Origin of the sequence: Pseudonocardia adelaidensis (assembly GCF_039543345.1) — a bacterium.
GTDB classification, from domain to species: Bacteria; Actinomycetota; Actinomycetes; order Mycobacteriales; family Pseudonocardiaceae; genus Pseudonocardia; species Pseudonocardia adelaidensis.
This window is the reverse complement of sequence record NZ_BAABJO010000022.1, coordinates 124,063-145,416: the sequence shown is the minus strand read 5'-3', so window position 1 is coordinate 145,416 and position 21,354 is coordinate 124,063. Positions and strand designations below refer to the sequence as shown.

Sequence of the window (21,354 nt, the reverse complement as noted above, 5' to 3'; positions counted from 1 at the left end):
CAGCCCCGCGAGAGCCGGGGGCGGCAGTGTCATGCAGGCCCTCCACGAGCGACCCCACCAGGCCGTCACCCCGGCTCCCGCCGGATCCCTTCAACGAACCCCACCATGATCACGGGGCCCGTAGGAAGGATGGTGCCCTAGTGACCCGGCCCCGCCCCGCGAGGGAGCTACCGTCGGCAGGTGGCGAATGCGGACATCCACTTCTACTTCGACCCGGTGTGCCCGTTCGCGTGGATGACCAGCAAGTGGGTGCGGATGGTGCAGGCGCAGCGCGACTACCGCGTCGACTGGCGCTTCATCTCCTTACGGCTGGTGAACGCCGAGGTGAACTACGCCGAGCATTTCCCGCCGGAGTACGAGGCAGGCCACACGTCGGGGTTGCGGTTGCTGCGGATGGCGGCCCGCACCCGGGCCGAGTACGGGCGGGAGACGATCGAGCCGCTCTACGCTGCGCTCGGCACGACGATCTTCGATCGGGAGGGCGCCAGGAACGACGCCGCGGCCCGCGAGGTGCGCGGCACCCGCACGTTCGTGGAGCCGATCCTGGCTTCGGTCGGGCTCCCGCCCACGCTCGCTGACGCCCTCGACGACGCGGCGTGGGACGCCGAGATCCGGGCCGAGACCGACGAGGCGCTCTCGCTCACGGGCAAGGACGTCGGCACGCCGATCCTGCACTTCGAGCCGCCGGAGGGCGTGGCGTTCTTCGGGCCGGTGATCAGTCGGCTGCCGACCGACGAGCAGGCCGCGGAGCTGTGGGACCACGTCATCGGCCTGGCGCGATTCCCCGGCTTCGCCGAGCTGAAGCGCAGCCTCCGTGAGCAGGTCCAGCTGCGCGCACTCGGCTGGCGCGAGGGCGAGGTCGGTGATCAGGAGGACTGGCACGGAGGCAGCCGACGGCTGAAGAAGTAGTGCCGCGCGCGCCGTGTCCGGCGCGCAGGTCGCGGCTCAGTCCTCCGGGATGTCGCCGTCGCCCAGCTCGTCGGACTCGGCCCCGCGTTCGGCCAGGGCCTCCTTCACCACGCGGTAGGCGGTGCCGGCGCCGTAGCCCTTGCGGGCGAGCATGCCGACCAGCCGTCGCCCGGCGACCGTCCGCTGGTCCGGGGTGCCGACGGCCATGGAGCGGAGCTTGCGGTCGACCAGCTCGCGGGCCCGCCGTTCCTCGGACTCCGCATCGACCGCGGCCAGCGCCTCCCCCGCGTCCTCGTCGCTCACGCCCTTGCGCCGCAGCTCCATGGCGATCGCCCGGCGGGCGAGGCCGCGCTGGGTGTGCCGCGAGCGCACCCACTGCCCGGCGAACGCGGCGTCGTCGATGAGGCCGACCTCGTCGAACCGCTCCAGCACGGTGCGTGCCGCGTCGTCCGGCACGCCCTTGCGCCGCAGCGCCGTCGCCAGCTCCTGCCGGGTGCGGGCGCGGTCGGTGAGCAGCCGCAGGCACACCTCGCGGGCGACGGCCACGGGGTCGGCGTCGGGGTCGAGCTCCTCGGGCCCACGTCCGCGCCGGCCGCGCGGGCGCCTTCGCGGCCCGTCGGCGCCGGCCTGCTCGCCCCCATCGACCGGCCGCTCCGGCGGCTCGGCAGGCGAGGCCTGCTCGCGGCTCGGCGCTCCCGCTGCACGGCGGGAGCCGCCCCGCTCGGCGCCGGTGTGCCGCCGACCGCCGCGGGTGGCCCGCCGGTGCAGGGCACCGGCGCCGAGCTCGGCCACGGTGACGTCATCGCGGCCGACGCCGATCGAGGGGTTGTCGAACAGCGCCTCCGGGCCGGGTGCAGCCGCGCCCGTGCTCCGCTGATCGAGCGTCCCCTCGCCGGCCGGTGCGGGCGCGGCGAGGTCGGCGACCGGCGCGGGGGTCGCGCCCGTGGCGAGCAGCTCGCCGAACCGCGCGACCGGTGCGCTCGTACCTTCCTCGCCCTCGCCGCCGATCCCGCCGATCCCGTCGAGCCGGGCGACCCGGCCGGCATCGGCCATGCTCAGAAGTCGACGGGAGCGGGCAGCGGCTCGGCCTCGGCGTCGACCTGGGCGCCGATCCCGAGCTTCTCCTTGATCCGCTTCTCGATCTCGTTGGCGACGTCGGGGTTGTCGCGCAGGAACTTGCGGGCGTTCTCCTTGCCCTGCCCGAGCTGGTCGCCCTCGTAGGTGTACCAGGCGCCGGACTTGCGGATGATCGCCTGCTCGACGCCCACGTCGATCAGGGAGCCCTCGCGGCTGATGCCGACGCCGTAGAGGATGTCGAACTCGGCCTGCTTGAACGGCGGCGCCACCTTGTTCTTGACGACCTTGACACGGGTGCGGTTGCCGACCATGTCGGAGCCGTCCTTGAGCGTCTCGATGCGGCGGACGTCCAGGCGGACCGAGGAGTAGAACTTGAGGGCCTTCCCACCCGTGGTGGTCTCGGGGGAGCCGAACATCACGCCGATCTTCTCGCGCAGCTGGTTGATGAAGATCGCCGTGGTCCCCGAGTTGCTCAGCGCGCCGGTGATCTTGCGCAGGGCCTGGCTCATCAGCCGGGCCTGCAGCCCCACGTGGTTGTCGCCCATCTCGCCCTCGATCTCCGCACGCGGGACGAGCGCCGCGACCGAGTCGATGACGATGATGTCCAGCGCGCCGGAGCGGATGAGCATGTCGGCGATCTCGAGGGCCTGCTCCCCGGTGTCGGGCTGCGAGACCAGCAGGGCGTCGGTGTCGACACCGAGCGCCTTGGCGTACTCGGGGTCGAGCGCGTGCTCGGCGTCGATGAACGCCGCGACGCCGCCCGCCGCCTGCGCGCTGGCCACGGAGTGCAGCGCGACCGTGGTCTTACCGCTGGACTCCGGGCCGTAGATCTCCACCACACGGCCGCGGGGCAGACCACCCACCCCGAGCGCGAGGTCGAGCGCGATCGACCCGGTGGGGATCACCCCGATCGGCGGGCGGGTGTCGTCGCCGAGGCGCATCACCGACCCCTTGCCGTGGTTCTTCTCGATCTGCGCGAGGGCGAGCTGCAGCGCCTTCTCGCGGTCGGGTGTGCTCATCGCCGGGTCTCCACCTCAGTGCTCGGACGGGTCTGTCGTCGGCGTCGACGGTAAGGGGCGCCACCGACGATCCGCGCGGGGCGGTGACGATCTGTGGACAGTCGCACCGCGATGTGGATGGAATCGTAGCGAACACCTGTTCGATCGACCACAGGACACGCCGGGCGGTGCGGATGCCGTGCCCGGACGCTCCCCCGACGCCGCCGCACCCCGTGTCACCCGGCGCAGCCCGCGTGGGCCCGCGCGACCGTTCGACGGGGCGCGTGCCGGGAGACGGGGTGCGTGGCGGGCACACCGCGGGCCGCTCGCCGACCTCGCTGTCGGTGGGGCGCCCTACCGTCGACCCGTGAACCGCACCGACCGCCTGTACGCCATGGTCGAGCAGCTACGGGCGTGCGCTCCCCGCCGCGTCAGCGCCCGCGAGCTGGCCGCCCGCTTCGAGGTCAGCGCGCGCACCGTCGAGCGCGACATCTCGGCGCTCCAGCAGGCGGGCGTGCCGATCTACGCCGACGTCGGCCGCACCGGCGGCTACACCCTCGACAAGAGCCGCACCCTGCCGCCGCTCAACTTCACCCCTGCCGAGGCGGTCGCGGTCGCCATCACGCTCGGCCGCGCCGAGGGCTCGCCGTACGGCCGTGCCGCGCGCACGGCACTCCACAAGATCGTCTCGGCGATGTCGGCGGTCGACGGCGCCGCCGCCCGGGAGCTGGCCGACCGGATCGGGTTCCTGGCCCCGGCCCGGCCGGACGCCCCCGCCGCGGTGCCCGCGGTGCTGGAGGAGGCGGTGGCCGCGCGGCGCGTCGTGCGGCTCGAGTACGTCGACCGCGCGGGCGTGGTCACCGAGCGTGCCGTCGAGCCGGTCGCGTTCACCGCGGGCACCCGCTGCTGGTACCTGCTCGGCTGGTGCCGCCTCCGGGGCGGGGGCCGGGTGTTCCGCACCGACCGGATCCGCACCGCCGTCCTGCTCGACGACACGGCCCCGCACCGGGATGTCGACGAGCTGAAGTGCGACCTCCCGGACGACCTCGTCCTCCGCGCGCTGCAGCTGGTCTGAAACACCGACAGGGGGTTGTCGCGGAGCGGGTGGACGGTGGCGCCATGACGAACACCACCGCACCGGCACCCAACACCGTCACCTGGTTCCAGATCGGGACGGAGGACCCCGCGGCCGCCCGGGAGTTCTACGGCGGCCTCTTCGGCTGGAACGTCGTGCCGGACCCGGCCTCGCCGGGCTACGACCTCGTCAGCTACGCAGGCGGCGGAGGGCCGGCAGGCGGTATCGCACGCACCGACGGCGGCGCGACGAACCACGCGACGTTCCTGGTGCTCGTCGAGGACGCTGCGGCCGTGTGCGCCGACGCCGAGCGGCTCGGCGGCAAGGTACTCGTGCCGCCCGTCACCACACCGAACGGGCTGGTGTTCGCCCACCTGCTCGACCGGTCCGGCAACCGGTTCGGCGTCTTCACCCCGCCGGCCGCATGACGACGGCGAGGGCCCGGGACGTCCCGGGCCCTCGCGGTCGTCACCGCCGCGCAGGCGGGACGTCGTAGGCGTCGCAGACCGCCTTCCACACCTCTCGCGGCTCGATCCCGGCCTCGAGCGCCTGCTCCACGGTGCGGCCCCCCAGCTCGGCGAACACGTGGTCGCGGGCCACCGCCGCGGCACGGGCGACGCCGAACTCGGTCTCCATCAGCTCGCGGAAGTAGGTCAATCGCACCCCGACCACGGTAGTGGCACGCTGCAGGGGTGCCGGATCTGCTGCCCGCGGTGTGGAGAGCGCTCGGAGGTGCCGGCGGCGAGCTCGCCCGCATCCGCGTCGGCGGCCCGCCCGTGGTGCTGCGCTCGGCGTTCCCCGTCACCGACGTGGGCGCCGCGGCGGTGGGCGCCAGCCTGCTGGCGGCGACGCGCGGGGTGCCGGTCGCCCTCGACACCGCAGCGCTCGCAGTGGCCCTGCGCAGCGAGCGCCACGTCCGGCTCGACGGCCGGGCGGTCGGCAGCCCGTTCGACCCGCTGTCGGCCTTCCACCGCACGGCCGACGGCTGGCTGCGGCTGCACGCCAACTACCCGTGGCACCGGGCCGCGGCCCTGCGGGTACTGGGCTGCGCGGAGGGCGACGTGCCGGCGGCGATCGCGGAGCGCGGTGCGCTCGAACTGGAGGACGCGCTGCACGAGGCCGGCGGCGTCGGGGCGGCGGTGCGCGCCGAGCAGGCGTGGCGCGCGGCGGCGGGCCCGCCGCCGCCGCTCGTCGAGCGGCGGGTGCTGGGCGCCGCGCCACCGCGCCCGGCCCGCAGGCCCCGCGTGCTCGACCTGACCCGCGTGATCGCCGGGCCCGTCGCCACGCGCACGCTCGCGGCCCACGGCGCCGACGTGCTGCGCCTCGACGCGCCCGACCGGCCCGAGATCCCGCTGCAGGCCTACGACACGCTGCCCGGCAAGCGCAGCGCCCTGCTGGACCTCGCCGCGCACGGGCCGGTGCTCGAGGAACTGCTGGCCGGCACCGACGTCGTGGTCACCGGCTACCGCCCGGGCGCGCTCGACCGCTTCGGGCTCGCCCCCGCCGAGCTGGCGCGGCGGCACCCCGGGCTGGTGGTCGTCACGCTGTCGGCGTGGGGCCCCGAGGGGCCGTGGGCGCACCGGCGCGGCTTCGACAGCATCGTGCAGGCGGCGTGCGGGATCGCCGAGGCCGAGGGCACCGACGGCGTGCCCGGCGCCCTGCCCGCCCAGGTGCTCGACCACGCCACGGGCTACCTCGCGGCGGCCGGCGCGCTCCTCGCGCTCGCCGAGCAGCGCCGCGGCGGCGGCACCCACCACGTTCGCCTCGCGCTGGCCGGCACGGCGGCGTGGCTGCAGTCCCTCCCCCGCGTGGCGCCGGAGGACGTCCCCGACGCCGATCCGGGGCCGCACCTGGTCGACCTCGACGCCCCCGACGGCCGCCTGACCCTCGCCCTCCCACCCGGCACGGTCGACGGCCTGCCCCTGACCTGGCCCGCCCCGGCCCCGTCGTACGGGACGGCCCGGCCCTGCTGGGACGACCCGCCCGGTGCGTGATCGCCGCCGCGGTGCGCCGAGGGCATCGAGCGTGCGGCCTTTCCGCCGACGAGATCACCCCGTTCGGAGCGGCCTGCCGGTAGCGTCGACGTCCGTGATGTCCGTTCTCGCCCAGGACCCCACCGGCCTCTCGTCACCGGTCGGCCGGCTGGTGATCCTCTTCGGGCTGCTGACGTCGCTGGTCGTGCTGCTGCGCTGGTGGTGGTACAACCGCCGCCGCTGACGCCCGGACCTCAGGTGGCCGGGCGCACCCGCAGCCCCGCCGACGCGGCCGCCACCAGGTACGGCACGGCGAGCACCGCGGCCACCACGCCGAGGACCGCGTACGACGTCCCGGCGAACACGAGCCCGGCCGAGATGCTGCCGACGGCGCCGCTCACGTTCATCGCGACGTCGGCCAGGCCCTGCACGCCGGTGCGCACCCGGACCGGCACCGACTCGCTGAGCAGCGCCGACCCGGCCACCAGGCCGCCGGACCAGCCGAGCCCGAGGAACACGAGGCCTGCGGCGAGGAGCCCGGTGTCGGCCGGCCCGGACAGCGAGCACAGGATCCCGGACGCGAGCAGGAGCACCGCGGCCAGCGCGAGCACGCGGGGGCGCCCGGCGCGGTCGGCGAGCCAGCCGAACAGCGGGCTGAGCGCGTACATCCCGGCGACGTGGAGGCTGATCACCAGGCCGACGACCGCGAGCGTGGCGCCGCCGTGGTCCATGTGCACCGGCGTCATCGACATCAGGCCGACCATCAGCAGGTGGCCCACGATGATCGCCCCGAGCCCGAGGAGCGCGGCGGGTGAGGACAGGAGTGCGGCCCGCACCTCCGGCGCACGGGGCGGCCTGCCGGGCTCGGGCCCCGCCGCGGCTCGGGCGGCGAGCAGCGGGTCCGGCCGCAGACCCACCCAGGTGCCGAGGGCGGCCACGGCGAACGCTCCGGTGCAGAGCAGGTACGGGCCGGTGGCCGGCTCCAGGCCCAGCCCCCCGGCCACGGCCTGGACCGGGGCGGCGAGGTTCGGGCCCGCGACCGCACCCACCGTGGTCGCCCAGACGATCATCGAGAGCGCGCGGGCCCTTCGGTCGGGGGCCGCGAGGTCGGTGGCGGCGAAGCGGGCGGCGAGGCCCGCGGCGGTGGCCGCCCCGACCAGCAGCAGCGCGACGAGCAGCGCAGGCGCGCTGCCCACCGACACGGCGACCACCGCACCCGCCCCACCGACCGACGCCACGCCGTACCCGAGGCACAGCGCGGGCCGCCGCCCCGCCCGCCCGGCCACCCGGGCCACCGCGAACGACCCCGCCGCGGCGCCGAGCACCGTGCTGGTCTGCGCCAGCCCGCCCACCGCCTCGGATCCCGACAGCCGGCTGGCCACGAGCGAGCTGACGGCGATCGCACCGGCCACCCCGACCCCACCCAGCACCTGGGCGGCGGCGAGCACGAGCAGGATCCGGCGCTGGACGGCGATCTCGACGGGCACGGACAGATCCTGAACGGCCCCGGCCCGAGGCGCCAGCGTGTTCCGGACCCCGGTGCCCGGCGCACCCGTGCTCCTCCGACGCGACCGGCGGCGACTGGTCGACGGGCCGCGTGGGCGCATACCGCTCGCCGCTACACCGCCTTGTGGAACCCGCCGTCCACGATCACGTCCGCGCCCGTCGTGCTCGCCGAGCGCGGGGAGACGAGCAGGGCGATCACGTCGGCGACCTCCTGCGGGTCGAGCAGCCGCCCCGTCGTCAACGCCATCGCCTCCGGCGCCACCCGCTCCAGCACCGCGTCGCGGTCGGTGCCGAACGCGGCCGCGAGGACGTCGGCGGCACCGCCGTCGTCGGTCCACCAGGGCGTGCGGACCGGCCCCGGGGAGACCGTGTTCACCCGCACGCCCCGGGGCGCGAACTCCTCGGACAGCGCCTTCGTCAGGTTGGTGAGCGCCGCCTTCGCCGCGGCGTAGTCGGCGTTCATCGCACCGGGCTGGCGCGCGTTCGACGACGACACGTTGACGATCGCGCCGCCGCCGCGCTCCACCATCACCGGGATGGCCGCCCGCACGGCCCGTACCGCGGAGAACAGGTTGAACTCGAACATCTCGCGCCAGTCGGCGTCGGTGAGCGGGAGGAAGGAGAAGCGGGGCAGGGACGCGCCGGGCGGTGGCCCGCCCGCGTTGTTCACCAGGATGTCCAGACCGCCGAACACCTCGACGGCGTGCGCGACTACGGCGGCCGGCGCGTCCGGGTCGGTGAGGTCGGCGGGAACGTGCACGATGCCGAGCGCGTCGAGCTCGGCGCTGCCCTTGCGGGACGCCACGACCACGCGAGCGCCCTCGGCGCGCAGCGTGCGCGCGGTCGCGAGCCCGATGCCCTTGCTGCCGCCGGTGACGACGGCGACCTTGTCGATGAGGTTGAGATCCACGGCGTCGAGCCTGCGGCCCCGCGGGCGCCCGGGCTGGCGGGGATCGGACGCCGCACACCGGCGTCCGATCCCCGCTACCCGGTGCGGACCGGGACGGGGTCCGGGAGCGGTGCGGGCAGGCCGGTGTAGGACAGGGTGAGGCGGCCGTCGCACGACACGCGGGTCATGGCGGCCGCCGCCGCGATCAGGAGGATCACCCCGACGTCCTCGCCGAGCTCCTCGACGTGGTAGCCGATCACGAAGCCGATCCCCTCGTTCCGCGCGGCCATGAACAGGCCCTGGACGGCCTCGAGGCCCAGCCCCGTGGCGAGCAGCACCGCGATGCCCCCGACGAGCCGGAGGCGCGCACGGGCGTGGACCCGGACGGCGAGCGCCGCCACCGCGGCGGCGACCGCCACGCCGGCGACCGCTCCCGGGATCAGCCAGTAGAAGGGGAAGTCGCCGGTCTCCGTGACCAGGAGGCGGCCCAGCTGCTCGGAGCGCTCGTGCAGCTGGCTCTGGTCGTCGAGCGACAGGACGGCGAGTACGGCCGCGGTGACCAGCCAGGACCGCGCTTCGGGCGCCCCGGCGATCCGCGCGGCCAGGAACGTCGCGAAGTGGACGAGCGCCGCGGTGGCGAGCAACGCCACGCTCCACCAGGTGGGCAGGTTGTGCTCGACGAGCAGGTCGACGAAGAGGCGCACGTCGCGCAGCACCGGTTGCGCGGGGTCGGCGAGCACGAACCCGAGGCTGAGCAGCGCCAGCGCCCCGCTGACCCCGACCAGCCACCACCAGATGGTGGTGAGGCGCATCGGCACGCCGCCGCCGGCGCCGATCCCGGCGCGGTGCCGCACCCGCAGCACGTCGCCGTCCGCGGACCGGACCAGCACCCGCAGCGCCGCGGCCAGCATCAGCGCGGCACCGGCGTTCTCGCCCAGCTCCCCGAGGTGCGCGACGAGCACCGGCGCCGGGGCAGGCCCGGTGCGCCCGCCGAGCAGCGCGGCGACGAGCTCCCCGCCGACGGCCGACGCCATGAGCAGCACGCCGCCGCCCACGAGCAGCCGGCCCGACGGGGCTCCCACCCGGGCCGCCAGCACGACCAGCACCGCGGCGAGCGCCGGCACGAGCACCGCCGCCACGGCGAACCAGCTGCGGGTGAGCACGCCGTCCCCGAGCACGAGCCTGCCGATCCCGCCGAGCCTGCGGTGCACCCCGCTGAGGTCGGTCAGGGAGAACGCACCGGCGATCGCCGCGGCCGTGAACCACGCCCCCGCCCCGGCCACCCGGCCGGCGCGGGCGGCCGTGCCGGTCACCGTGAACGCGACCGCCACCGCGAGCAGCAACGCGGTGCTCCACCAGGCCGGAAGGCTGTTCTCGCCGAGAGCGTCGAGCCAGCGGGCGAGCTCGTTGCGCGTATCCCGGTCCGGATTGGTCATCGCGATCGCGAAGCTCATCGCGGTGAGGACCATCGAGATCAGCAGGACGTGACCGACCGGCCGGAATGGTGAGCGATAGATCATTGCCGACTCCTCGCCTCGACAAGGCGAGGCTGCCAGACGGCATCGTCGATCCGTGGCAGGCGGGGGTCACGAAATGCGCGTGTCGTTCATGAATGCAATTACCGGGCGCCCTGCACCCAGTTGTCCGGGAACTTGTCGCGGACCGCCCCCAGCTCGATCCCGTGCTCGAGGAGGGCCTTCGCCGCGCACAGCACCGTGGTGTAGCCGCCGGTCGAGCCCGCGACATGGGCGATCGCCTCGTCGGCCGTGCCGGAGCAGCCGGATTCGACGACGGTGACCACGGTGCCTTCCGCTCGCCGGACGAACCGGAACTCCGCAGTCGTCGCACCGTCGGCGCCCATTTTCAGCACGATCCGTTCCGATTCCTCGAGATCCTCGACCCACACGGTGTCCGCGACCCCGTACATCTCCCACTCCCACCGCACCGTAGCTCCCGGCGCGAGCGGCCCACTGCTCTTCGTGAACCAGAACCGGGTGGTGATGGCCGGGTCGACGAACGCGGCGAACACCTCCGCGGGCGGACGGCGGATCAGCGTCGAGACCTCGACCCTCGGCATCATGGTCAGCTCCTCCACGCCTCGGCCGGCACCGCCGGCATCGGGTTGCCGGTCTCCATCAGGGTCTTGAGACCGGAGAGCAGGTGCGGCCAGCCCGTGCCGACCATCGCGCGCATCGTGCTGCCGGCGGGGAAGTCGTCGTGGACGACGGTGAGCTTGACCGTCTCGCCGAACGGTTCGATCTCGAACGTCACCTTCGACCGGCTCTCGGCGGCGAGCGCGGCGCGGACGTCGTCGTCGATGCCGTTGGCGGCGGCCCACCCGGGCGTGATCGTGTGCCAGGTGTAGGCGAGCCTGCGGTACGGCTCGGCCTCCAGCACGACCTGCTCGGGGTCGACGACGCGGTGGCCGCCCTGCTCCCAGACCATCGGCGACCCCGGCCGCCAGTCGGTCTCGAAGGTCACGCCCCAGTACCGGCGGGTGAACGCCGGGTCCGTGAGCGCCTGCCAGAGCCGCTCCGGAGTGGTGGTGATGAACGTCGTGTAGACGAACGCGGGCTCCCCCATCGGGGCCTCCAATGCCTGTTTGAGGTCGGCGAGCGCCTCCACCCGCCGCCGGTCGTACTGGTGGATCCAGCGGTCGGCGATCGCGTGGATCGGCACCGCGTTGAGGTAGTGCCACTTCTCGCGGCCGCGCCGGACCGTGGTCACGAGGTTCGCGTCCTCGAGCACCGCGAGGTGCTTGCTGACCGACTGCCGGGCCATGTCCAGGCCTGCGCACAGCTCGTTCAGCCGCTGCCCGTTGCGGGCGTTGAGGCTGTCGAGCAGCCGGCGGCGGCTCGCGTCGGCCAGCGCCTTGAAGACCTCGTCCATACCGCCCGTCCGGTCATTCATGCAGCCGTCCGGCTGCCTTTTCAGGATAGGCAGCCGATTGGCTGCATGTCAATCGCGCCGCGAGACTGGCGGCGTGACCGTGATCGCCGTCCCGTTCCACCTCGACGACCACCTGCCCGACCTGGAGCTCCCGCTCGCCGCCGACCGCACGATCGCCCCGGACCTCCCGCCCGGCACACCGTGGGAGCGGATGGCGGTGCTCTACGAGGAGGTCGCCGAGGCGGTGGCGGACGACGCCCGCGCCGGACGGGTCCCGGTCGTGCTCTCGGGCGACTGCACGACCTCGCTCGGCGTCGTCGCCGGGCTGCAGCGGGCCGGGCGCGATCCGCGCGTCGTCTGGTTCGACGGCCACGGGGACGTGCAGACACCGCAGACGTCGACGTCGGGCTACCTGGGCGGGTTCCCGGTGCGCCAGCTGGTGGGCGGCTCGGACCGCACCGCCCCGGAGCGGCTCGGGCTGCGCCCGGTGCCCGAGCGGGACGTGGTGCTCGTCGACGCCCGGGACCTGGACCCGCCGGAGGCGGAGTACCTCGCGCGGTCCGGGATCCGGCGCGTGCCGGTCGACCGGGTGGCCGACGTCGGGGAGCCGGTCTACCTGCACGTCGACGTGGACGTGACGAGCCCCGACGACCTCCCGGGCCTGCTGTTCCCGGCGACCGGCGGGCCGTCGCTCACCGCGGTGACCGACGCCGTCCGCGGGGTCGTCGCGCGGCGCGGCGTCGCCGCGGTCGGGATCGCGTGCACCTACCGGCAGGGCAGCGGAGCCGCTCGCCTGCTCGCGGGCCTCGTGGAGGAGCTGTCAGCCGCGCAGTAGCCGCGTGGCGGCGCGGCGCGCCTGCTCGATCCCGTCGGCCTGCCCGCCCGCCGTCACGGCGACGTTCGCCCCCTCGTAGAGCAGGTGCAGCTGCGCGCCCAGGTCCTCGTCACCGCCGACCAGCCCGGTGAACAGCGCGCGCATCGCCGCCTTGTCGGCGCGGATGACCGCCTCCCCGGGATGACCGGTGCCGCCGATCTCGGCATTGGCGTTGACGAACGCGCAGCCGCGGTCCTGGTCGACGAGCCACTCCTCGAGCGCGTCGAAGACGGCGAGCGCGCGCCCCGGGCCGGGCGGCACCCGCTCGACGTGGTCCCCGACGAACGCCTGCCACAGCTGCGCCCGGCGCCGCAGGTACAGCGCGACCAGCGCGTCCTTGCTCCCGAACCGGTCGTAGAGGGTCTTCTTCGTGGTGCCCGCGACGTCGGCGATCAGGTCGACGCCGACGGCGCGGATACCCCGCCGGTAGAACAGGTCCGCCGCCGCATCGAGGAGCCGCTCACCTGCGGGCGTGAGCGGCGCGATGGAGAAATCGGTACTCATCCACTGCGAGTATACCCACCGGTATGGTTACGTCGCTGCCATGGATCGACGCGCGGACGCGGCAGCGGGCACGGCACTGGTCGTGATGTGGAGCTCCGGCTTCGTGGGAGCGGAGCTCGGCACCCGGTACGTCCCGGCCGACACGCTGCTGGCCTGGAGGTACATCGTGGCGGCCGCCCTGCTCGGCGGGCTCGCACTGGCGCTGGGCACCCGGCTGCGGGCCCGGGCGCTGCTGCGCCAGGGCACGCTCGGCCTGCTCTGCCAGTGCCTGTACCTGGGCGGGGTCGTGACGGGCGTCGGGATGGGCGTGCCCGCCGGCACCACCGCCCTGATCGCCTCCGTCCAGCCGCTGCTCGTCGCCGCCGCGGCCGGCCCGGTGCTCGGGGAGCGCATCGGACCGCGCCGGCGGGCCGGGCTCGCGCTCGGCCTGCTGGGGGTCGGCCTGGTCGTCGCGGGGGACGTCGGCCCCGGCAGCGCCCCGTGGTGGGCGTTCCTGCTCCCGATCGGCGGGATGGCCGCGCTCACCGCGGGCACGCTCCTGGAGCGGCGCTGGCGCCCCGCCGAGTCACCGCTGGAGGCCCTCACCGTGCAGAGCGTCCTCGCGGCGGGCGCCTTCGTCGCGGTGGCGGGGGCGGCGGGGCATCTCCGGCCGCCCGCCGACCCCGGGTTCTGGTGGGCCGTCGCGTGGGTGGTGGTGCTGTCCTCCTTCGGCGGCTACGGCGCCTACCTGCTGGTCCTGCGGCGCAGCGGCGCCCTGCGCGTGAGCACGCTGCTCTACCTCACCCCGCCCACCACGATGCTCTGGGCGTTCCTGATGTTCGGCGAGACACCTGGCTCGCTCGCGCTCCCCGGGGTGGCAGTCTGTGCCGCAGGGGTGGCCCTCGCGCTGCGGGCGAACCCCGCCAGCCCGGATCGGACGAACGGCACTCTCGTCCAATAGGTTCGGACGAGAGTGCCGCTCGTACAACGCCGAGCCGGAACTGTCGGACCCCGAGCGCATCATGGAGGGCGTGACGGCGCTCGACCGGTTCTCCCCCGCCACCGCGGACTGGTTCCGCGGGGCCTTCGCCGCGCCCACGGCCGCGCAGGAGGGGGCGTGGGCGGCCGCGCAGGCGGGGCGGCACGCGCTGGTCGTCGCGCCCACCGGCTCGGGCAAGACCCTCGCGGCGTTCCTGTGGGCGCTCGACCGGCTCGCCGCCGGTCCCCCGGCCGAGGCGGCCCACCGGTGCCGGGTGCTGTACGTGTCCCCGCTCAAGGCCCTCGCCGTCGACGTGCAGCGCAACCTGCGCTCCCCGCTCGCCGGCATCCGACAGGCCGCCACCAGGCTGGGCCTGCCGGTCCCCGACATCACGGTGGGCATGCGCACCGGCGACACCCCGGCCGACGAGCGCCGCCAGTTCGCCCGTACCCCGCCCGACGTGCTCGTCACCACCCCGGAGTCGCTGTTCCTGCTGCTCACGTCCGCCGCGCGGGAGTCGCTGCGCGGCGTGGAGACGGTCATCGTCGACGAGGTGCACGCCGTGGCGGGCACCAAGCGGGGAGCGCACCTCGCGCTGTCCCTCGAACGGCTCGACGAGCTGCTCCCCCGGCCCGCGCAGCGGATCGGGCTCTCGGCCACCGTGCGCCCCGTCGACGAGGTCTCCACGTTCCTCGCGGGCGCGCGCCCCGTCGAGGTCATCCAGCCGCCGATCCCGAAGACGATCGAGGTGGCCGTCCAGGTGCCGGTGCCCGACCTCGCCGCGCTCGACGAGCAGCCCGCGGTGGGCAGCTCCGACGAGGAGGTCATCGGGTCCGCGGCCGGCACGGCCCAGCGGCCGTCGATCTGGCCCGCCGTGGAGCGGCGGCTGCTGGAGCTGGTGCGCGAGCACCGGTCCACGATCGTGTTCTCCAACTCGCGCCGCCTCGCCGAGCGGCTCACGGCCCGGCTCAACGAGCTCGCGGCCGAGGAGGCGGAGGAGGCGGTCGATCTCGACGCCTTTCCCGCCGAGGCGATCGGTCAGTCCGGGATCGGGGGCGGCGCACCGCCCACGGTCGCGAAGGCGCACCACGGGTCGATGTCCCGGGAGCAGCGCACCCTCGTGGAGGAGGAGCTCAAGAGCGGCCGCCTGCCGTGCGTCGTCGCCACCTCCAGCCTGGAGCTGGGCATCGACATGGGCGCGGTCGACCTGGTCGTGCAGGTCGAGGCGCCGCCGAGCGTGGCGTCCGGGCTGCAGCGGGTCGGGCGGGCCGGCCACCAGGTCGGCGCCGTCTCCCGCGGCGTGGTGTTCCCGAAGTACCGGGGCGACCTGGTGTCCTGCGCGGTCGTCGCCGAGCGGATGACGGCGGGGGCCATCGAGTCGATGCGCTACCCGCGCAACCCGCTCGACGTGCTCGCCCAGCACGTCGTCGCGATGACGGCCCTGGAGGCGTGGCAGCTCGACGACCTCGCCCGGGTGGTCCGGCGGGCGGCACCGTTCGCGGCGCTGCCGGAGTCGGCGCTGCACGCGGTGCTCGACATGCTCGCAGGCCGCTACCCGTCGGAGGAGTTCGGCGAGCTGCGCGCCCGCATCACGTGGGACCGGGTCACCGACACGCTGCAGGGCCGGCCCGGGGCGCAGCGGCTCGCCGTCACCTCGGGCGGCACCATCCCCGACCGCGGCCTGTTCACCGTGATGACGCCCGGCGGGGCCGACGGGCGCGGCTCCCGGGTGGGCGAGCTCGACGAGGAGATGGTCTACGAGTCTCGGGTGGGCGACACCTTCCTGCTCGGCACGTCGAGCTGGACGGTCGAGGACATCACCCACGACCGCGTGATCGTCACCCCCGCGCCGGGGCAGCCCGCGCGGATGCCGTTCTGGAAGGGCGAACAGGTCGGGCGGCCGCTCGAGCTGGGGCGCGCGGTCGGGGCGTTCGTGCGCGAGATGGCGGGTCTGTCCGAGGAGGCCGCGCGGGAGCGGGCCGCGGCGGCGGGCCTCGACGAGTGGGCCGTCGACAACCTCGTGGCCTACCTGCACGAGCAGCGCGAGGCCACCCGCCACGTGCCCAGCGACCGCACCATCCTCGTGGAGCGGTTCCGCGACGAGCTGGGCGACTGGCGGCTCGTCGTGCACTCGCCGTTCGGGGCCAAGGTCAACGGGCCGTGGGCGCTCGCGATCGCGGCCCGGATGCGGGAGCGGCGCGGGGTGGAGGTGCACGCGTCGGCCGCCGACGACGGCATCGTGCTGCGGCTCCCCGACGCGGTGGACGACTCTGGCGCCGAGGTCATGCCCACCGCGGAGGACGTGCTGCTCGATCCGGCGGAGGTGGAGCAGGTGGTCGTCGCCGAGCTGGGCGGCTCGTCGCTCTACGCCTCCCGGTTCCGGGAGTGCGCCGCGCGGGCGCTGCTGCTCCCCCGCCGCGACCCGCGGCGCCGCACCCCGCTGTGGCAGCAGCGGCAGCGGGCGTCGCAGCTGCTCACGGTGGCCGGGCGCTACGAGCAGTTCCCGGTCACGCTCGAGGCGATGCGCGAGTGCGTGCAGGACGTCTACGACCTGCCCGGCCTGCGGGAGCTCATGGCCGACGTGCAGGGGCGCAAGGTGCGGGTGGTCGAGATGACCACGCCGGCGCCGTCGCCGTTCGCGCGCAGCCTGCTCTTCGGCTACGTCGGGATGTTCCTCTACGAGTCCGACGCGCCGCTCGCCGAGCGCCGGGCGGCGGCGCTCTCGCTCGACTCCACGCTGTTGGCCGAGCTCCTCGGCTCGGAGGCCATCCGCGAGCTGCTCGATCCGGAGGTGGTGGCCGAGGTCGAGGCGCAGCTGCAGCGGCTCGCCCCCGACCGGCACGCCCGCGACGCCGAGGGCGCCGCCGACCTGCTGCGGTTCCTCGGCGACCTCACCACCGCCGAGGGCGCGGCCCGCGGGGTGCCCGAGGAGTGGCTGCAGGAGCTGGAGGCCGCCCGGCGGGCCATCCGGGTGCGCATCGCGGGCGAGGAACGCTTCATCGCCATCGAGGACGCCGGCCGGGTGCGCGACGCACTCGGCGCGGCACTCCCGGTCGGGGTGCCGGAGACGTTCACCGAGCCGGTGGCCGACCCCCTCGGCGACCTCGTGCTGCGTTACGCCCGCACCCACGGCCCGTTCGCCGCCGCCGAGTGCGCCACCCGGTTCGGGCTGGGAGTCGCGGTCGTGGCCGGCGTGCTCGACCGGCTTGTCGGCTCCGGCCGGCTCGTCCGCGGGGAGCTGCGCCCGCTCGCCCTGCAGCCCGCGGCCGCCCACACCGCCGACCCGGTGGAGTACTGCGACGCCGAGGTGCTGCGACGGCTGCGGCGGGCCTCGCTCGCCCGGCTGCGGGCCGAGGTCGAGCCCGTCGAGCAGCGGGCGCTGGGCCGGTTCCTGCCCGCGTGGCAGGGGGTGCAGGCCGCCCCGGGCGGTGAGCGCCGCGGCCGGATGCGCCGGGCACCCGGCGCGGAGGACGTGCTCGGCGTCGTCGAGCAGCTCGCGGGGGCGCCGCTGCCGGCCAGCGCGTTGGAATCGCTCGTGCTCCCAGCCCGCCTGCCCGGCTACACCCCCGCGCTGCTCGACGAGCTGACGGCGGCGGGCGAGGTCACCTGGACCGGGTGCGGCCCGCTGGGCGGCACCGACGGCTGGCTCGCGGTCGCCCCGGCCGACGTCGCCGACCTGCTGCTGCCCGAGCCGGAAGCCGACTCCGTCACCACCCCGCTGCACCGGGCCGTTCTCGCCGCGCTGGGCATGCCCGACCTCGACGTTCCACCGGCCGCTGGCGGCGCTGCGCCGATTCGCGCCTTCTCCGGCGGCGCTGCGCCGATTCGCGCCTTCTCCGGCGGCGCGCTCTTCTTCCGGGAGCTCGCCGACCGCACCGCCCGCACCCTGCTGGACGTCGGGGAGCAGGCGCCGCCCGACGACACCGTGGTCGCGGCGGTCTGGGACCTGGTCTGGGCCGGCCTGCTCACCAACGACACGCTCACCCCGCTGCGGGCGCGCCTGTCCGGCGGTGGCCGGTCCGCGCCCGCCCACCGCACGCGGCGCACTGCGGGCCGCGGCCGGTACGCCCAGCTGCGCGCCGGGCGTCCCCCGATGCCGAGCCGAACCGGGCCCCCGTCGGTCGCCGGGCGCTGGTCGCTCGCCGTCACGCGGGAGCCCGACCCCACCCGCCGCGCCCACGCCCGCGCCGAGGCGTTCCTGGAGCGCCACGGCGTGCTCACCCGTGGCGCGCTGGGCACGGAGCGGGTCAGCGGCGGGTTCGCCGCCGTGTACCGGGTGCTGCGGGCGATGGAGGACTCCGGCCGCGCCCGCCGCGGGTACGTCGTCGAGGGGCTCGGGGCGGCGCAGTTCGCGGTGCCGGGCGCGATCGATCGCCTCCGGGCGCTCTCGCGCCCCGACGGCCCGACCGACGGTCGACGCTCCAGCGTGGTGCTGGCCGCCGCCGACCCGGCCCAGCCCTACGGTGCGGCGCTGGCCTGGCCCGACACGGTCGGCGACACCAAGCACCGGCCGGGGCGCAAGGCGGGGGCGCTCGTCGTGCTGGTCGAGGGCGCCCCGGTGCTCTACGTCGAGCGGGGCGGCCGGTCGCTGCTGTCGTTCGGCACGGACCGCGACGAGCTGGGGGCCGCCGCCCACGCGCTCGCCGGCGCGGTGCACGAGGGGTGGCTCGGCAGCCTCGCTGTCGAGCGCGCCGACGGTGTCGGCTCGCTCGGCTCCGACCTGGCCGAGGTGCTCACCGAGGCCGGGTTCCGCGTCACGCCGAAGGGGCTGCGCCTGCGGGCCTGACCGAGGAAGATCGGTCAGGCCCGAGTCCCGATCGCCGTCGCTGCGGAGGAACCCATGACGTACCCGTTCGACCCCGAGCTCGCCGAGGCCGTCGCGGCGATGCCGCCCACCGAGATGAGCGACATCCCGAGCGCCCGCGTGCAGATGGTCGAGACGTTCGCGGCCGTGTACGGCGAGCCCGACCGCTCCGGTGTGACGGTCCGCGACGAGCTCGTCCCCGGCCCGGACGGTGCCCCGGACGTCCGCCTTCGGATCTTCACCCCCGAGCGGGTCACGGCGCCCGCCGCGATCTACGACGTCCACGGTGGCGGCTTCATCGTCGGGACCATCGACATCTTCGACGCGCTGAACGTGAGGCTCGCCCGGGAGCTCGGCGTCGTGGTCGTCACCGTGGAGTACCGGCTCGCTCCCGAGCACCCGTACCCCGCTCCCCTCGAGGACTGCTACGCGGGGCTCGTGTGGACGGCGAAGAACGCCGACGCGCTCGGCGTCGACCCGGACCGCATCGCGATCCACGGCGAGAGCGCGGGTGGTGGGCTCTGTGCGGGGCTGGCGCTGCTCGCCCGCGACCGGGGCGGCCCGCGGATCGCGTTCCAGTACCTCGGCATCCCCGAGCTGGACGACCGCCTCGACACGCCGAGCATGCTGGCGTTCACCGACACGCCGATCTGGAACCAGCCCAACGCCGTTGTCAGCTGGGACTCCTACCTCGGTGTCGGGAAGCGGGGCGGGGCGGACGTCCCGGTCTACGCCGCCCCGGCCCGGGCCACCGACCTGGCCGGCCTGCCGCCGGCCTACGTCTCGGTGATGGAGTTCGACCCGCTCCGCGACGAGGGCATCGCCTACGCCCAGCGGCTCATGCAGGCCGGCGTCTCCGTCGAGCTGCACGCATTCCCCGGGACGTTCCACGGTTCGTCGATGGTGGAGCAGGCCGCGGTGAGCCGCCGTCAGGCGGACGAGGAGCTGGGGGTGCTGCGCCGGGCACTGGGGCTCTAGCCGACCCCTCGGCGCCGAGCACCAGCCACTGCTGACCCAGTGTCCACACGCTGTTCGTGAGCCAGTAGATCAGGATCGCCACCGGGAACGGGAAGAACGCCTCGCCCACCAGGACGCCGAGCGGGAACACCCACGGCGTCCACCGCATGATGCCCGCGAGCGGGCCGTCGGCGGGCTGCTGGCGCAGCGACAGCCGGGCGGTGAGGTGCGTGGCGAGGGCGGCGAGCAGGATCAGCGGCACGGTGACGACCGCGATGTCCCAGCGGTCGGCGAGCCCGCCCACCGCCTCGAGCGGCATGCTCAGGTACGCCGAGAGCGGCACGTCGAACAGCCGGGCCTCGAGGGACGAGCGGACCTCGTCGGGGCCGAACGCGTAGTTCGCCAGCCCCGTGTGGAAGCCGGTCAGCACGTGCAGCAGGCCGAAGAACACCGGCACCTGCAGCAGGATCGGCAGGAGCATGCTTCCGGCGCTCACGCCGTGCTCCCGCTGCAGGGCGCTGGTCTCCTGCAACAGCCGGGCGGGGTCGTCGGCGTGGCGGGTGCGCAGCTCGGCGAGCTGTGGCGCGATCTCGCGCAGCACCCGGCCGGACCGCACCTGGGCCAGGAACGGCCGGATCAGCAGGGCTCGGAGCGTCAGCACGAGGAACCCGACGGACAGGGCCCATGCGGCGCCGCTCGCCGGGCCGAACACGAGTCCGAACAGCTGGTGCCAGCACCACATGACGCCGGAGACGGCGTAGTAGAGAGGATCGAACAACAAGGCAGCACTCCACGGGTAGCCGGGTCGGGACACGTCGACCGGCGGCGTGGAGGTGTGCCTACGCCGCCGGGAGGATCTCCGACGGCGCTCGGGAGCGGGTGTGGCCGGGGGCGTCCGGGTCGCGGTGGCGGGGCACGGGCCTGCGGGCGAGTGCCCGGTGGTGGTCGCGGGCGGCGACGACCGGGCCGGTGCCGGTGAGCACGGGCAGGACGGTGGCGACCTCGCGGGCCACGGCCCATGCGACGACCAGCGTGCCGAGTGCACCGACGAGGAGGGCGGGCTCGGCGGCGGTGCCCGCCAGCATCGCGAAGACGGCTCCGGCGACAGCGATGAGTCGCAGGATCGGAGCCACGTCACCACACTACCGGTAATCGCTGGCGCCCCACCCCGCGTCACGGCACGCTCCACGGCGTGCTCACCGTCGCGCCCGATGCGCTGCGCCCCTGGTTCGCGCCCGAACGCCCGGGGCCGCTGGTCTTCGAGCACGTCGCGCGCACCGGCAACGGCCGGGTTCAGGTCGACCGCTGGCCCGACCCCCGCGTGGTGATCGCCGAGCTGCCCGGCAACCTCTCGGTGCGCGGCGACCCGGATTGCCTGCCGCCGGACGCGCTGGCGGGACGCTCCGGGTTCGTCGACGCCCCACCCGGGTGGCTGCCCGCACTGCGGGCGTGCGACCCCCGCGTCGCACCGTGGGACCGCCTGATCGCCGTCCTGCCCGCCGACACCGCGGTACCGGCGCCCGACCCGGCCATTCGACTGCTCACCCCCGACGACGCGCCCGCGCTCGCCGCCCTCGACACCGACAGCGCGTGGATCGCGGAGACCTGGGGCGGGGTGCCCGGCATGCTCGCGGCGGGCGTCGCGCGCGGGGCGCTGGTGCACGGCCGGGTCGCCGCGATCGCCGTGCCGTTCTACGTCGGCGGCACCTACGAGGACATCGGAGTGGTGACCGAGCCGGGGCACCGCAGGAAGGGGCTGTCCACCGCGTGCGCGGGCGCGCTGGTCACCGACATCCGCGCCCGCGGCCACGTGCCCACGTGGTCGACGTCGCCGGACAACACCGGCAGCCGCGGCGTCGCCGCCCGGCTGGGCTTCGTGCACGAGCGCGAGGACGTCCTCTACGCACTCCGCACCCCGATCCCGACGTCCTAGTGCCCCGC

20 protein-coding genes and 1 pseudogene are annotated in these 21,354 nt (G+C 75.2%); 10 read left to right on the top strand and 11 right to left on the bottom strand.

Annotated features, from left to right (window positions below; genetic code table 11):
• Positions 1-180 precede the first annotated feature (180 nt).
• Positions 181-909 (top strand): DsbA family protein, encoded by a 729-nt coding sequence (locus tag ABEA81_RS26660; protein ID WP_345608247.1) that lies wholly within the window; start codon positions 181-183, stop codon positions 907-909.
• Positions 910-945: 36 nt separating this feature from the next.
• On the opposite strand, the gene recX is transcribed toward ABEA81_RS26660, so the two are convergent.
• On the bottom strand, positions 946-1,962 hold the full coding sequence (gene recX / locus ABEA81_RS26655; protein ID WP_345608245.1) for a recombination regulator RecX: 1,017 nt from the start codon (positions 1,960-1,962) through the stop codon (positions 946-948).
• A 2-nt stretch (positions 1,963-1,964) separates the two neighbouring features.
• Positions 1,965-3,005 (bottom strand): recombinase RecA, encoded by a 1,041-nt coding sequence (gene recA / locus ABEA81_RS26650; protein ID WP_345608243.1) that lies wholly within the window; start codon positions 3,003-3,005, stop codon positions 1,965-1,967.
• A 346-nt stretch (positions 3,006-3,351) separates the two neighbouring features.
• On the opposite strand from recA, the gene ABEA81_RS26645 reads away from it, so the two are divergent.
• Positions 3,352-4,059 (top strand): helix-turn-helix transcriptional regulator, encoded by a 708-nt coding sequence (locus ABEA81_RS26645; protein ID WP_345608241.1) that lies wholly within the window; start codon positions 3,352-3,354, stop codon positions 4,057-4,059.
• A gap of 44 nt (positions 4,060-4,103) precedes the next feature.
• Positions 4,104-4,487, top strand: a complete 384-nt coding sequence (locus tag ABEA81_RS26640; RefSeq protein WP_345608239.1) for a VOC family protein — start codon at positions 4,104-4,106, stop codon at positions 4,485-4,487.
• Between the two features lie 40 nt (positions 4,488-4,527).
• On the opposite strand, the gene ABEA81_RS26635 is transcribed toward ABEA81_RS26640, so the two are convergent.
• Entirely contained in the window at positions 4,528-4,722 is a 195-nt protein-coding gene (locus tag ABEA81_RS26635) for a DUF3046 domain-containing protein (RefSeq protein WP_345608237.1), read from the bottom strand.
• Between the two features lie 29 nt (positions 4,723-4,751).
• Here ABEA81_RS26635 and ABEA81_RS26630 point away from each other — a divergent pair, with 29 nt between their 5' ends.
• Entirely contained in the window at positions 4,752-6,053 is a 1,302-nt protein-coding gene (locus ABEA81_RS26630) for a CoA transferase (protein WP_345608235.1), read from the top strand.
• 94 nt (positions 6,054-6,147) lie between these two features.
• The gene (locus ABEA81_RS26625; protein WP_345608261.1) at positions 6,148-6,276 is read left to right on the top strand and encodes a hypothetical protein; all 129 of its coding nucleotides are present in this window, start codon (positions 6,148-6,150) and stop codon (positions 6,274-6,276) included.
• 10 nt (positions 6,277-6,286) lie between these two features.
• Here ABEA81_RS26625 and ABEA81_RS26620 read toward each other — a convergent pair whose 3' ends face one another.
• The 5 genes from ABEA81_RS26620 to ABEA81_RS26600 all read right to left on the bottom strand — a co-directional run bounded on the left by ABEA81_RS26620 (position 6,287) and on the right by ABEA81_RS26600 (position 11,316).
• Positions 6,287-7,519 (bottom strand): MFS transporter, encoded by a 1,233-nt coding sequence (locus tag ABEA81_RS26620; protein ID WP_345608233.1) that lies wholly within the window; start codon positions 7,517-7,519, stop codon positions 6,287-6,289.
• A 131-nt stretch (positions 7,520-7,650) separates the two neighbouring features.
• Positions 7,651-8,448 carry an SDR family NAD(P)-dependent oxidoreductase gene (locus ABEA81_RS26615; protein ID WP_345608231.1) on the bottom strand — a complete coding sequence of 266 codons (798 nt, stop codon included), beginning with the start codon at positions 8,446-8,448 and terminating at the stop codon, positions 7,651-7,653.
• Positions 8,449-8,522: 74 nt separating this feature from the next.
• Positions 8,523-9,947 (bottom strand): hypothetical protein, encoded by a 1,425-nt coding sequence (locus ABEA81_RS26610; protein ID WP_345608229.1) that lies wholly within the window; start codon positions 9,945-9,947, stop codon positions 8,523-8,525.
• Between the two features lie 98 nt (positions 9,948-10,045).
• The gene (locus ABEA81_RS26605) at positions 10,046-10,507 is read right to left on the bottom strand and encodes an SRPBCC family protein (protein ID WP_345608227.1); all 462 of its coding nucleotides are present in this window, start codon (positions 10,505-10,507) and stop codon (positions 10,046-10,048) included.
• A 2-nt stretch (positions 10,508-10,509) separates the two neighbouring features.
• The gene (locus tag ABEA81_RS26600) at positions 10,510-11,316 is read right to left on the bottom strand and encodes an ArsR/SmtB family transcription factor (protein WP_345608225.1); all 807 of its coding nucleotides are present in this window, start codon (positions 11,314-11,316) and stop codon (positions 10,510-10,512) included.
• On the opposite strand from ABEA81_RS26600, the gene ABEA81_RS26595 reads away from it, so the two are divergent.
• Positions 11,207-12,151, top strand: a complete 945-nt coding sequence (locus ABEA81_RS26595; protein WP_345608223.1) for an arginase family protein — start codon at positions 11,207-11,209, stop codon at positions 12,149-12,151. The two genes, ABEA81_RS26600 and ABEA81_RS26595, sit on opposite strands and share 110 nt — an antisense overlap.
• On the opposite strand, the gene ABEA81_RS26590 is transcribed toward ABEA81_RS26595, so the two are convergent.
• Positions 12,137-12,694, bottom strand: a complete 558-nt coding sequence (locus ABEA81_RS26590) for a TetR/AcrR family transcriptional regulator (protein ID WP_345608221.1) — start codon at positions 12,692-12,694, stop codon at positions 12,137-12,139. The two genes, ABEA81_RS26595 and ABEA81_RS26590, sit on opposite strands and share 15 nt — an antisense overlap.
• Positions 12,695-12,734: 40 nt before the next feature.
• On the opposite strand from ABEA81_RS26590, the gene ABEA81_RS26585 reads away from it, so the two are divergent.
• The 3 genes from ABEA81_RS26585 (at position 12,735) to ABEA81_RS26575 (ending at position 19,434) form a co-directional block, all read left to right on the top strand.
• On the top strand, positions 12,735-13,634 hold the full coding sequence (locus tag ABEA81_RS26585; protein WP_345608219.1) for a DMT family transporter: 900 nt from the start codon (positions 12,735-12,737) through the stop codon (positions 13,632-13,634).
• A 61-nt stretch (positions 13,635-13,695) separates the two neighbouring features.
• Entirely contained in the window at positions 13,696-18,438 is a 4,743-nt protein-coding gene (locus ABEA81_RS26580) for an Lhr family helicase (RefSeq protein ID WP_345608217.1), read from the top strand.
• 54 nt (positions 18,439-18,492) lie between these two features.
• The gene (locus ABEA81_RS26575) at positions 18,493-19,434 is read left to right on the top strand and encodes an alpha/beta hydrolase (RefSeq protein ID WP_345608215.1); all 942 of its coding nucleotides are present in this window, start codon (positions 18,493-18,495) and stop codon (positions 19,432-19,434) included.
• Positions 19,435-19,465: 31 nt separating this feature from the next.
• Here the strand turns inward: ABEA81_RS26575 and yidC are convergent.
• Together yidC and ABEA81_RS26565 are read right to left on the bottom strand one after the other, a co-directional pair.
• Positions 19,466-20,155 (bottom strand): annotated as a pseudogene (yidC, locus tag ABEA81_RS26570) (membrane protein insertase YidC); the annotation flags it as partial.
• 97 nt (positions 20,156-20,252) lie between these two features.
• A complete protein-coding gene (locus ABEA81_RS26565) occupies positions 20,253-20,546 on the bottom strand; it encodes a DUF6412 domain-containing protein (RefSeq protein ID WP_345608212.1) in 294 nt (97 codons plus the stop codon).
• Positions 20,547-20,605: 59 nt separating this feature from the next.
• On the opposite strand from ABEA81_RS26565, the gene ABEA81_RS26560 reads away from it, so the two are divergent.
• Positions 20,606-21,346, top strand: a complete 741-nt coding sequence (locus ABEA81_RS26560) for a GNAT family N-acetyltransferase (RefSeq protein ID WP_345608210.1) — start codon at positions 20,606-20,608, stop codon at positions 21,344-21,346.
• The last annotated feature ends 8 nt before the right edge of the window (positions 21,347-21,354 follow it).